The sequence below is a fragment of the Hymenobacter cellulosivorans genome (assembly GCF_022919135.1).
GTDB classification, from domain to species: domain Bacteria; phylum Bacteroidota; class Bacteroidia; order Cytophagales; family Hymenobacteraceae; genus Hymenobacter; species Hymenobacter cellulosivorans.
The window spans coordinates 2,846,079-2,858,169 of record NZ_CP095049.1; the positions used below are offsets into that span (position 1 = coordinate 2,846,079).

Genomic DNA, 12,091 nt, shown 5'->3' on the forward strand with positions numbered 1-12,091 from the left:
GCTTGTGTTATCATTTACAGGTTAGTAAATTGTTATGCATACATCACTAAATCATGATTCTACCTTCGCGGCGAAATTCGGAAGGAGTGCTTCCGATAAACAAAAAAGCCCTTTGTATGAATCTGAAACCCTATTTACTGCTGCTGTTAGGCTTTGTGCTTTTCACTAACGGCCAGTTTGCCGCCGCCCAGGGCGTGACTACCGCCGCCATGAAGGGCGTAGTGCTCGACGCCAAAGGGGAGCCCCTGCCCGGCGCCACCGTCGTTGCCGTCCATGTGCCCACCGGTACGCCCTACGGCACGGCTACCCGCTCCAACGGTCAGTTTGACCTGCTCAACCTGCGCGTGGGCGGCCCCTACGAACTCAAGGTTTCCTTCGTGGGCTACACGGCTTACAGCCAAAGCAACATCCAACTGGCTCTGGGCAAAACCTTCGAAGCCAACGTGACCCTGGCTGAGGAAGGCCGCACCCTGGACGAAGTGGTGGTAAAAGGCAACCGCGACGGGCTCATCAACAAGGACCGGACCGGGGCTTCGACCAACATCAACAACGGCGCCATCCGGACCCTGCCCACCATCAGCCGCTCCCAGGAGGACTTCACTCGCCTCACCCCGCAAAGCAGCGGCCTGAGCTTCGGGGGGCGCAACTCGCTTTACAACAACTTCTCCCTCGACGGCTCGATCTTCAACAACTCCTTCGGCCTAGACGCGCCCACGCCCGGCGGGCAAACCAACTCCCAGCCCGTCTCGCTCGACGCCATTGAGCAGCTCGAAGTAAGCCTGGCCCCCTACGACGTGCGCCAGGGCGGCTTTACCGGAGCCGGCGTGAATGCCGTAACCAAAAGCGGCACCAATGACTTTAAGGGCACGGTCTACACTTTTCTGCGCAACGAAAGCCTGATTGGCGAGAAAGTCGGCGACGTGACCGTGCGCAACCCCGACCTGAAGTTCAACCAGACTGGCTTTTCCCTGGGTGGCCCGATTATTAAGAACAAGCTGTTCTTCTTTACCAACGCTGAAATAACCCGGCGCGACGACCCGGGCCTCACGTTTCGGCCCGCCCAGAATGCGGCCGAAGCCACTGCCGCCCTCAACGGGCAGCTCGACGGGGTAAGCCGGGTGCTGGAAAGTGACCTGATTGCCATTCGTCAGCGCCTGCTAAGCGTGTACGGCTACGACCCAGGCACTTACCAGGATTTCAAATACCGTACTTCCAGTGACAAGCTGCTGCTTAAGCTCGACTGGAATATCAGCGCCAACAATACTTTCTCGGTGCGCTACAACTTCCTGCAGAGCTTCCGCGAGCAGGGTCCGCACCCCATTGCCATTGCGCCTTCCTCCCGGGTGCAGGGCGTGAACACGCTGCAATACTCCAACTCGGGCTACACTATTAACAACGGCCTGAACTCGGTGGTGGGCGAACTGAACTCCCGCTTCGGGGAAAAGTTTAGCAACAAGGCCCAGCTTAGCTTTTCGGCCTTCCGCGACGTGCGCGACCTGCCCGACGCTAAGCTGTTTCCGCAGATTGACATTACCAAAAACGGCACGACCTACGTGAGCGTGGGCACCGAGCAGTTTTCGGCCAATAACGAGCTGAAGCAGAACATTACCCAGTTTACCGACAACCTGAGCTACTTTGCCGGGGCCCACGTGCTGACGGCCGGCCTGACGTACGAGCGGTTCAGCTTCTTCAATGCCTTCAACCTGGCCCGCTACGGCTACCCCTTCTTCGGCGGCCTCGACATTGACCAGTTTTACAAGGTAACGGACCCGACCAATAAGGCTGATTTTGTGGATTTGAATGCCTTGGCTACCGCCGGGGGCCGTCGGCCCGTGAAGGGCGTCGACGTAAATGTGGCTCAGCTGGGACTCTACGCCCAGGACGAGTGGAACGTAACGCCCGACTTCAAGTTGACCCTGGGCGTGCGGGCTGATATGCCGATTTATGACACCAAGGTGCCGGCTAATACTCAAATCCTCAACGCCCCGCTGCGTGACTCCAACGGCCAGCCAGCTCAAGTCGACGTGACGCAGTTTCCGAAGGCCACGCCGCTGTTTTCGCCCCGCTTGGGCTTCAACTACGCCCTCAACCAGAACACCTACACGACCCAGCTGCGCGGCGGCTCAGGTATTTTCACCGGCCGTATTCCGTTCGTGTGGATCAGCAATCAGGCTTCCAACTCGCAGTTTGACGCCGGTGGCTACACCTTCCAGATCAACGGTACGGCCCGCGACTTCAAGTTTCCGCAGGTGTGGCGCTCCAACCTGGCCATCGACCAGCAACTGCCTGGCGGCATTGTGGCTACGCTGGAAGCCATTTATTCAAAGGACCGCAACGCCGCTATTCACCGCAACTACAACTTCGTAACGCCCACTGAGCGTCTGCAAGGCACCGACAACCGCCTGATTTACCCGGCATCTGGCCCGCGCATCACACCGACCTTCAAAGGTCCTGATGGACAGGACAGCTTCCTCGACGCGGGTGTGATTGTGCTCGAAAACACCAACAAGGGCTACCAGTACAGCCTGACCGGCCAGCTCAAGAAGGACTTCGCCAACGGCCTATACCTGACGGCAGCTTACACGTACTCCAAGGCCAAGGACGTTACCTCAAACCCCGGCGAAATTGCCGCCGATGCCTATCAGCGCAACCCCGTGGTGGGCAATGCCAACGACCCCCAGCTGGCCTACAGCGACTTTGGCCTGCAGCACCGCATCATTGGGGCCGCCGGGAAGCGCTTTGCCTATGCCGACGACAAGCTGGCCACGACTATCAGCTTCTTCTTCGAAGCGGCCCAGGGCAACCGGTTTTCCTACACCTACGCCGGCGACCTGAACCGCGACGGTATCGTGGGCAACGACCTGCTGTTTGTGCCCGCCTCCCAGAACCAGATCAACCTGGTCGACATCCGCGACGCTCAGAACAACGTGCTGGTAACGGCCGCCCAGCAGTGGAGCCAGCTCAACGCCTATATCGAGCAGGACGACTACCTGAGCTCCCGCCGCGGGCAGTACACGGAGCGCAACGGCGCCATCAGCCCCTGGTATACCCAGCTCGACTCCAAGCTGCTCCAGGACTTCTCCGTCAAAACCGGCGCTAAGAAGCATACGCTGCAGTTGAGCTTCGACGTGCAGAATCTGGGCAACCTGCTCAACGCTGACTGGGGTGTGCGCCGGGTATTTGCCAACAACCGCTTCATCGAAACGGCTTACCCCGCCGCTACGCCCGATGCCCCCACGTTCCAGTTCCGGGGCGGCAACCAGACCTTCATCAATAACACCGACCTGAACAGCCGCTGGCGGGCCCAGGTAGGCCTGCGCTACATCCTGGACTAGCGAAGCAACGCCCAACTAAAAAGCCCGGAGCAGAACGCTCCGGGCTTTTTTTGCTTAATGGCAGGGGGTATAGCAGGCTGGTAATAATGATTAAGCCACTTGTTGTAAGGTAGTAGGGCCAGGGGCCACTAAGTGGCGCACCGCCGGCTGGCCTGGGGAGGCGGGCAGGAGCCGGGGCACCTGTGGAGTCGGCTTACGGTACCCAAACGAGCCGGGCCGGTAGCCAAAGGAAACGCAGGCAGCCCGCGTCATACAAACAGAGGGGAGACGGGGCCATCCGGCGGCAGGGACGTGGGCCGCAGGGATGAGGCCACGAAGAGCAGGCAGCGGTTGAACAATGTTTTCATAGTCAGAGCAAGCGCGTGGATGAATTTCCGCTGCAAAGTTGCCGCTGGTATGTTACTTCAATATTCCGCCAAGGTCAAGAATGCGTTATTGGGGAAGTGTTGCGGGGCTAGTGCTTGCTGCTGCTCTACGAATCTACTTGGGAAAATGTCTGATATAAAGCATGCAGATTAGACTGTGCGTGGCCTTTATTCGGCAGGAAAAGCAGGATATAAGCTTTTTGCGGCTCTTATGGTAACCTGCTATAATGTCTAATTAAGGTGGAAGTTGGTTTCCGGGTCTCTGCTGGTTCTGCCTAGGTTTACTGCCACCAAAGACCACTATTCAATCCCAGGAACCATGAAACGCTTATTCCTTTGTTATGCTGCTGCCGCTAGTCTGTTGGGTAGTACTTCCTGTTCCGAGAAGGAGGAAGTTTTCCAGACCACTATCGTCGAGGGCCGAGTAATGAATCCCTATACCAATCAGCCAGTAGCCGGAGTGCCTGTCGTGGTACACCAGATTATCTCAGGCGGTTTTCTCAGCCCCGGTAACCACTCGATAGATTCCATTGCGGGTGCCCATAGTGATGAAACCGGGCACTATCAGCTTGTCTTCGGGGCTAAAGAAACACGTGACTACGAAGTTAAGCTGGATCGTCAGGATCAGGTGTATGATTTAGACCGTGGCTACGACGGCCACTTCGATGCGCAACCCGGACGTACTAACTCGCTGAACTTTAAAGTTACGCCCTATAAGAATATTAAGGTAACTGGTGTCGTCGACAAGGAGGGCCGGAACAGCGTGAATATTCAGGGTGCAATGATTGCTCGCACAAGGTATACAGTACTTAACGTGTTCACTGACACGGTTCGCACCAACCAGCGCATTGCCTTTACTCAAACGGTTAAAGTAGTTCCCAACCAGGAATACCAGTTCACCAAATCAACCTACAATCTGGTGAAGCTACCCTCGGGGACATATGAGTCACGAGCTGTCACGTTTACCAACGTACGGCTCTATGTTGGGTACAATGACACGACTGTGGCCCTCCTGAACTAACTGGTGCTGGCTATTTTGTCAGTAGGCCATTAGCGTGGGCAGCTATACAGGTGAAGCGTCTCAAAAGCAGCCAATCCGGTAGGTTGATTGCGGTACCAGTTTTCTGAATTATCTCCCGCTGCTGGGGCTAGGTTGGGCTGACGGTTCAGTTAGCGGTTAAGTTGTACAAGAAAACGCCACCTCTTTTTCCGGACGAGACCCCGCTTATCGGGCACGTTGCTGCTTCATCCAGGAGGTCAGCAGGGGCAGAGCAAAGACGGCCACGGTAAGCACTGTCAGGCTCGCATCGGCCGCCTCGCTGCTTAAAAAGCTGCTTAGTGGGTGGTGGGGGAAATAATGCTCGAACAAGGAGAGCAGCAGCTTGAACCCCAGAATACCGATGATAATAAAGGCGGCCGTTTCCAGGAACGGGTACTTGGACATGAGCAACACGAAGGCCTGGGCCACTAGCCGCATGGACAGAATGCCGATGAACACGCCCAGGCAGATCAGAATCAGGTTATCGGTGAAGGCAACGACGGCAAACACGTTGTCGATGCTGAAGGCCAGGTCCATGAGCTCAATCAGGGCTACGGTGGCCCAGAACTTGCCGAACAAACCCAGGGTGCGGCGAAAAAACCAGCTCTGCTGCTTGTCCTCCATGTGCTCTTGATTTACCGGGCCGCTTTTCGCCCGGAAATAATCGTAGGCCAGGTACAGCAGATAGAGGCCACCCAAGGGTTTGAGAAACCAGAACTCAATCAGGAAAGAGGCGAACAGGATGCAGAGGCCCCGAAACACGTAGGCGCCGATGATGCCGTAGCGCAGGGCTTTTTTGCGCTGCTCCTTGGGCAAGTCGCCGACCATGGTGGCCAGCACCGCCGCATTGTCTACCGAGAGCAGGCTTTCGATGATAACCAGGTTGCCCACGATGGCCAGGGAGCCCACCGGGTTTTCGAGGATTTGTTCGAGGTAAGTAGGCATACGAAAGAAAAAAGGGCTTACTGGGGCAGGAAGCGGGGGCGGCGCTCGGGCTGGTCGGCCGACCAGCCGAAGTCGTGGCGCAGGATGAAGGCCAGGTAGTTGGGACGGTCAGAGCCCCCGTTGAACTGGGTCATCCAGAGCAGCTCGCCGCCCAGGTGCTTGTTAAGCACATAGCCTACACCGCCCCACACCCGGTTGCTGTCGAAGGGGTTGGCTTCATTGCTGAGGCGAATTTCATCCTTGATGGTGACGTACCATTTCGGGCTTTCCAGGGCCCGGGGACCCAGTGGCAGGCGTAATGAGGCCAAGTAGCGGAAGCGCAGCCGGAAGTCGCCGGGCGTCCAGCGCTCCTCGATGCGGTAGCGGTGCAGCAGCCGGGCCCGGCCCAGCTTATTGTTGACGATGAGCTGCTGATAGAGCCGGTTTTCGCGGTTATCCAGCTTCTGGGTTTGCTCGGCGTCGGCGTAGGGCTGCAGCTGCAGATACATGTAGCCGGCCGCCACCGACATGGGCAGACTCTTGAGGTTATACTGCAGGTTAGCCAGGCCAAGGAGCAGACGCTTGTCGGTCAGGCCATTGTAAGCGCGGTACTGAGCGCCCAGGTTCACGTCGAAGCGCTGGTTCAGCGAGTACGTACCCGTGTATTGTAGCCAGCCATTGTACTTGCCCCGGTTTTGGGCCCGCGTGGGCCCGTAGGCCAGCATCAATAACAGAAGGAAGAACATAATCTTTTTCATAAGTAGATAAGAAGCCGCGGCCTGCCAGGCCGTGGGGTGGGAGGTGAGAGGGAGAAAGCAGGTCAGAAGGAAAGTTGCCTACACCGGCACCACGCCCAGAATCAGGCAGGTAATGAGCATCACCAGTACGGTGCCGCAGGCCCATTTCAGGGTGAAGCGCTGATGGTCGCCGAAGTCTACCCCGGCCAGGCCGGCCAGCAGGTAAGTAGAGGGCACCAGGGGGCTGAGCAAGTGCACCGACTGCCCCAGCAACGAGGCCCGGCCCATATCGACCACGCTCACACCAAACTGCGCGGCAGCCTTCGTGACCAGGGGCAGAATGCCAAAATAGTAGGCATCGTTGCTCATAAAGAAGGTAAAGGGGGCACTGGTAATACCCGTCAGGATGGGCAGGTGGGGCCCCAGCGAATCGGGAATCAGCGTCACGATGGTTAGCGACATGGCGTCTACCATCTTGGTGCCGGCCAGAATGCCGGTGAAAATGCCGGCGGCAAACACCATCCCGGCCACAATCATGGCGTTGCCGGCGTGTGCGTTCAGGCGGCCCCGCTGCTCGCCCAGTTGGGGGTAGTTAATGAGCATGCCCAGGGCGAAGGCCGTCATAAACAGCACTGGCAGCGGCACGATGTCCAGAAACAAGCCCACGAGCAGGGCCAGAGTAAGTAGTGCATTCACCCAGAGCAGCCTGGGCCGGCGCAGCGCCAGCTCTTCAGGGTGAGCTTCGGCTACCAGCGTTTCGGCCTCTTCGGTGATGACGGTGATGCCCAGGCGCTTTTGCTCGCGCTTGCCGAAGATGTAGGCCACAAACAGCACCCAGCCCGCCGCCACAATCATAGCCGGAATAAGCGGGGTGAACACCTGGGAGGAGTCCAGGTGCAGGGCCGACAGGACGCGGGCCGTGGGGCCACCCCAGGGCAGAATGTTCATCACGGCGCTCGACAAAAAGGCAGTGGCCGTGAGGATAAGCGGGTTCATTTTCAGCCGCCGGTAGAGAGGCAGCATGGCCGCCACCACAATGATGTAGGTAGTCGTGCCGTCGCCGTCGAGCGACACCGACAAAGCCAGCACGGCCGTGCCCAGGACCACCTTGAGCGGGTCGCCGCCCACCACTTTCACAATTCGGGCCACGATGGGGTCGAACAGGCCCGCGTCGGTCATGATGCCGAAGTACATGATGGCGAAAATCAGCATCACGCCGGTGGGCGCAATCTTCTTGACTCCGTCCAGCATCATGTCGCCGATTTCGGCCCGGAAGCCCCGATGAGGGCAAAGACAATGGGAATCAGAATCAGCGCCGTCATGGCAAACATGCGCTTGGACATGATCAGGTACATGAACGTACTAATCATCAAAAAACCGAGCAGAGAGAGCATAGCAACAGAAATAGAGGGTGGGCGGGAAGGTCGATTGGCAGGAGTAGGTCGAAACCTGGAGCGAGTATACCCGCCGATTTAGAATACATTTGGAAGCCGTTGCTTCTTTCTATTTGCCTGAGTGACCATTCACTTATCCCGCCCTCCGCTCTTCGGCCTACCCCGCGTATGAAACTATTAATCGTTGAAGATGAGCCCGAGCTGGCCGCCGGCATGAGCAGCTACCTGCGCGGGCAGCACTACGTGTGTGAGCTGGCCACAACCTTCGATCAGGCCCAGGAGATGATGCTGCTTTATGACTACGACTGTATTCTGCTGGATCTAACGCTGCCGGGCGGGGATGGGCTGGCGCTGCTGCGGGAGCTTAAGGCCCAGCGGCCGGAAGCCGGCGTCATCATTACCTCGGCCCGCAACGCCGTGGATGACCGGATTGCCGGCTTGCATCTGGGCGCTGATGACTATTTACCCAAGCCCTTCCATTTGCCCGAGCTTAGTGCCCGCGTGGCGGCCATTGTGCGCCGCCGCCGCTACAACGGCGCCAACTTGGTGAGCGTGGGCGAGCTGCAGGTGGATGTGGCCGCCCGCCTAGCCTCGCTGCGGGGCCAGGCGCTGAACCTGACCCGTACTGAGCTGAACCTGCTGTTGCTGCTGCTGGCCAACCAGGGCCGCGTCATCAGTAAAGGGGCCATTGCCGAGCACCTTTCCGGTAACGACGCCGAGCAGTTTGACACCTACGAAACGGTGTACGCGCACGTGAAAAACCTCAAGCGCAAGCTCACCGAGGCCGGGGCTCCCAACTACATCCGCATGGTGTACGGCCTGGGCTACCGCTTCGACCCCGATTTAGAATAGCCATTCAGTACTAGCCCGGCTGCATGAAACTCCTCACCCGCACCACCCTGATTTTTCTGCTGTATGCCAGCGTGGTGGCCGGGGCCGGCACGTTCGTGTACTACGGCCTGATTCACAAGCTTTACTACGCCTACGTCGACCGGACCCTGAGCCGACGCAAGCTGCGGGTCGAAAAAGCCCTGCGCCTGTATCTGCACAGTCCGGCCGACCTAGCATACTGGCATCAGCTGGATCATAACGTGGAGTTCGTGCCCCTGCCTGCGCCGCCCCCGCGCCGCCCCGACCAGCTCCGGGAGCGGCTGATGTACAACGAGCTAACGGGCAAAAGCCAGCCCTACCGCCAGCTTTCCTCAGCCGTGCTGTTTCAGGGCCGCCCCTACGAGCTGCAAATCCGGGTTTCCCTGTTCGATACCCAGCAACTGCTTTTGCGCATCGTGCTGGCGGGCGCAGGGCTGTTTGGGCTGCTGGTGCTCGGGTTGTTCGGGCTGCAGTTTGTGCTGAATCGACGGCTGTGGCAGCCCTTTTACGTGCTGCTCGAGCAACTACAGCGTTACAAGCTCAACCGCAACGAGCCCATCACGCTGCCGGCCACTTCCATCCGGGAGTTTCAGCAGTTGCAGGAGGCCGTGCAGCTGCTGCTGCGCCAAAACCAGCACGTGTACCGGCAGCAAAAGGAATTCACGGAAAATGCGGCCCACGAAATTCAAACTCCGCTAGCCGTGTTGCGCACCCAGCTTGATTTGCTGGTTCAGGCGCCGGGCTTGACGGAAGAGCAAGCCGGCTACATCGAAGGCATTATGGGCGTGACGCAGAGGCTCACCCACCTCACCAAAAGCCTGCTACTACTGGCCCAGCTTGACAATCAGCTGTTTTTCCCCGCGGAAACCGTGGACGTAGCGACCATCCTGCGCACGCAACTTTCCCACCTACAGCATTTGGTGGCAACGCGGCGCCTTACGCTAGAAACCGACATTGCGGCCTCCGTACCGATGCAGATTCACCGTGGACTTCTGGAAGTACTGGTCAGTAATCTGCTGGTCAATGCCATTCGGCACAATATCGCGCAAGGACACCTTCTCGTGCGCTTAACACCAGAGGCCCTGACGGTAGAAAACACCGGCCAGGAACAGTCGTTGCAGGAAGCTGGCCTGTTCAGTCGCTTTCACAAAGCTTCCGACGGCTCGGCGGAGGGTGTCGGGCTAGGCTTGACCCTGGTGCTGCAAATTTGCACGAATTGCGGGTTGCCGTTACGCTACAGCTACGTGGCCCCAGGACGTCATCGACAACAGGTGTTGCTCCATTAAGTACCGATTTTTCGGTCCCAGTTGGCTGGAAAAGCCCAGCGTGTTATCGAATAATTTGGGGCACTAGGCAAAGCTCAGCGGCTTAAAAACCATAACCCGGCGAATCACGGCAAGCGTACTTGAAAAGGGCCGTCTTTTCGCGCTACGGTACTTTCGCTGAAAAACTCGTGTCAAACGTGCAAATGCAAAAAGCCTGAAAACGGACCCCTCTAGCATGCTAGAAAGGCCGTTTTCAGGCTAGTAGGTAGGATTCCCTACCTCAAAGTACCCAGAGCCGGGGTCGAACCGGCACATCTTTCGATATCGGTGTTTGAGACCGACGCGTCTACCGATTCCGCCATCTGGGCTTATCTCGTTCCCACGACTCAGGAACGGGTTGCAAACTTAGTGAGACTTTCGTGAATACGCAACAAATACCGCTTTTTCAGATAATAGGTGCGGATTTGCTGCAGCGCCTGAGGCTTCACATCGGACGGTAGGCCCTCATAGCCAGCCAGAACCGGCGCAATGCCCGCGTCCAGAGTTGCGGTCAGGGCCTGGGCTTCCTGCTCCACACGCTGCACGATGGCCGGGTCGGGCTCAAACTCCAGCTCCATCAGCTGCTCGTTCAGCTCCATTACTTCCATTAGAAAGTCGGCGGGCAATTCCTGCTTGCCTTCTTCCAACAGTCCGTGTCGGTTCAGAATGTAAGCCATGCGCTGGTCGGGGTTCGACAGGGTGCGGTAGGCGTTAGTGTTGAGTGTGGCTAGCTGCAAAATCTCCTGCTGCCGCGCGGGCGTGGCCGTGGCGTGGAAGTCGGGGTGGTATTCGCGGCTCAGCGCGTAGTATTTGCTTTTCAGCGCGGCAGCATCAGGCTGAAAGGTTTCGGGCAGGCCGTAGAATTCGAAGTAGTCGGGGCTCATCAGGTGGTGGACAGGGGAGAAGAAGTGGACTCCGGGCCCGCCGGGTATACGGAAAAGGCCAGGGGCGGGGCGGCAAACAATGCTTTGGTAGCCGGCCATACTTGTCCAAACAGCGCCGAGCGGCGGTAGTTATCCAGATCGGTGGCCGAGTCCCAGCGGCTGTGGGTGCAGTACACGTTGGGCACATCGGCATCTTGCCACAGTTCCAAGTGCCGGCAGCCGGGCGTATTCCGGATTTTATTTTCCGAATCCCGGAATATGGCCAGGAAATCGGCTACTTTTTCCGGTTGGAAGGTCATCCGCACGATACGGGTCAGCATAAGACAGCAAAAGCAATGGAGGAAAGGGACTTAAAAGCTGACAGAATGACTAGATATACTTAACATAATAAATAAACAAAATAATAAAGCTTGTTTAAAGCATGCTAGAGTCGTTTTTGACGGTTGAAGCTCTCTCCCTAGCCTTCCACTGGGAAGCGGATGTCTACCTGTGAATCGAAGTAAAGACCGAGCAGCTCAGCGGCGTTGCCTTGGTTGACGCCAATGCAGAGCCGGTCCTGGCTGTTGAAAATACACACCGCGTCGCCGGGGTCGGAGGCCTGGAAGTGAGCAGCAATGTCGCGCACGGTTTCGCGGGCGAAATGAATGGTGCAGGGCCGGCCTCGGCCAATAACTTCCAAAGCCGTGCGGCTGATGTTGGTAATCAGGTTGCCGTAGTGGTCGACGTGAATGACGTGGCCCGTGATGCGGTTGTCCTGCAGGCGTAGCTGCCGGTTCAGCAGCTGGTACGAGTCGGTAGCAGTCGGGCCCAGGTCGGAAATCAGCCCGCCCTTAGCCAGATGCACAGCAGCCGGGGCCAGGATGTCGCGGGTGGGAGAGGAGGTCGGCGCGGCCGGAATCTGGACCAGCTCGTCGGGCTTGCCGTCGGTGAGCAGCGTGAGCAGGCCGTTGTTGGCCGCCACGAAGTAGTGGTTCTCAAATAAAGCCGCCTGCCAGCTACCCCGGGCCCCGCCGTGGTCATTCACGCCCACCAGGTGCACCGAGCCCTTGGGAAAGTCCCGAAATACCGAATCGAGAACGTGTAAGGCGTGCGCGATGTTAAAGGGTTCGACAGCGTGGCTGATGTCCAGAACCGGTTGGGTGGGCGCCAGCTGCATAATCCGTGCTTTCACCGCGGCCACGTAATGGTCGCGGTATCCAAAGTCGGACAGAAACGTAATCAGCCCCATGCCGGAATTTC

Annotated in this window: 11 protein-coding genes and 1 tRNA gene; 4 read left to right on the forward strand and 8 right to left on the reverse strand. The window is 58.0% G+C overall.

Annotated elements, in window-relative coordinates; genetic code table 11:
* Positions 1 to 116 precede the first annotated feature (116 nt).
* Together MUN80_RS12085 and MUN80_RS12090 are read left to right on the forward strand one after the other, a co-directional pair.
* Positions 117 to 3,335: a TonB-dependent receptor gene (locus MUN80_RS12085; RefSeq protein ID WP_244724307.1), complete on the forward strand. Its 3,219-nt coding sequence runs from the start codon at positions 117 to 119 to the stop codon at positions 3,333 to 3,335.
* Between the two features lie 684 nt (positions 3,336 to 4,019).
* Positions 4,020 to 4,721: a vacuolar protein sorting-associated family 26 protein gene (locus MUN80_RS12090; protein WP_244724309.1), complete on the forward strand. Its 702-nt coding sequence runs from the start codon at positions 4,020 to 4,022 to the stop codon at positions 4,719 to 4,721.
* Positions 4,722 to 4,925: 204 nt separating this feature from the next.
* Here the strand turns inward: MUN80_RS12090 and MUN80_RS12095 are convergent, their stop codons facing one another.
* The 4 genes from MUN80_RS12095 to MUN80_RS26110 form a co-directional block, all read right to left on the reverse strand.
* The gene (locus MUN80_RS12095) at positions 4,926 to 5,684 is read right to left on the reverse strand and encodes a MeeY/MeeF family manganese export membrane protein (protein WP_244724311.1); all 759 of its coding nucleotides are present in this window, start codon (positions 5,682 to 5,684) and stop codon (positions 4,926 to 4,928) included.
* Positions 5,685 to 5,701: 17 nt separating this feature from the next.
* Positions 5,702 to 6,421, reverse strand: a complete 720-nt coding sequence (locus MUN80_RS12100) for a DUF2490 domain-containing protein (RefSeq protein WP_244724314.1) — start codon at positions 6,419 to 6,421, stop codon at positions 5,702 to 5,704.
* Between the two features lie 78 nt (positions 6,422 to 6,499).
* Entirely contained in the window at positions 6,500 to 7,654 is a 1,155-nt protein-coding gene (locus MUN80_RS12105) for a CitMHS family transporter (RefSeq protein ID WP_311136289.1), read from the reverse strand.
* Complete coding sequence (locus MUN80_RS26110; RefSeq protein ID WP_311136290.1) at positions 7,651 to 7,794, reverse strand: hypothetical protein; 144 nt, start codon at positions 7,792 to 7,794, stop codon at positions 7,651 to 7,653. The genes MUN80_RS12105 and MUN80_RS26110 overlap by 4 nt, the downstream gene beginning before the upstream one ends.
* Positions 7,795 to 7,962: 168 nt before the next feature.
* Here MUN80_RS26110 and MUN80_RS12110 point away from each other — a divergent pair, with 168 nt between their 5' ends.
* Positions 7,963 to 8,646, forward strand: coding sequence for a response regulator transcription factor (locus MUN80_RS12110; RefSeq protein WP_244724316.1), 684 nt, complete (start codon positions 7,963 to 7,965; stop codon positions 8,644 to 8,646).
* Between the two features lie 23 nt (positions 8,647 to 8,669).
* Entirely contained in the window at positions 8,670 to 9,950 is a 1,281-nt protein-coding gene (locus MUN80_RS12115; protein ID WP_244724318.1) for a sensor histidine kinase, read from the forward strand.
* A 265-nt stretch (positions 9,951 to 10,215) separates the two neighbouring features.
* On the opposite strand, the gene MUN80_RS12120 is transcribed toward MUN80_RS12115, so the two are convergent.
* From MUN80_RS12120 to MUN80_RS12135, 4 genes are all read right to left on the reverse strand, one after another.
* Positions 10,216 to 10,297, reverse strand: a tRNA-Leu gene (locus MUN80_RS12120).
* 18 nt (positions 10,298 to 10,315) lie between these two features.
* Positions 10,316 to 10,852, reverse strand: a complete 537-nt coding sequence (gene hscB / locus MUN80_RS12125; RefSeq protein ID WP_244724320.1) for a Fe-S protein assembly co-chaperone HscB — start codon at positions 10,850 to 10,852, stop codon at positions 10,316 to 10,318.
* A complete protein-coding gene (locus MUN80_RS12130) occupies positions 10,852 to 11,172 on the reverse strand; it encodes a putative quinol monooxygenase (RefSeq protein WP_244724330.1) in 321 nt (106 codons plus the stop codon). The genes hscB and MUN80_RS12130 overlap by 1 nt, the downstream gene beginning before the upstream one ends.
* Before the next feature lie 137 nt (positions 11,173 to 11,309).
* Positions 11,310 to 12,080 carry an SAM hydrolase/SAM-dependent halogenase family protein gene (locus tag MUN80_RS12135; protein WP_244724341.1) on the reverse strand — a complete coding sequence of 257 codons (771 nt, stop codon included), beginning with the start codon at positions 12,078 to 12,080 and terminating at the stop codon, positions 11,310 to 11,312.
* Positions 12,081 to 12,091: the final 11 nt, after the last annotated feature.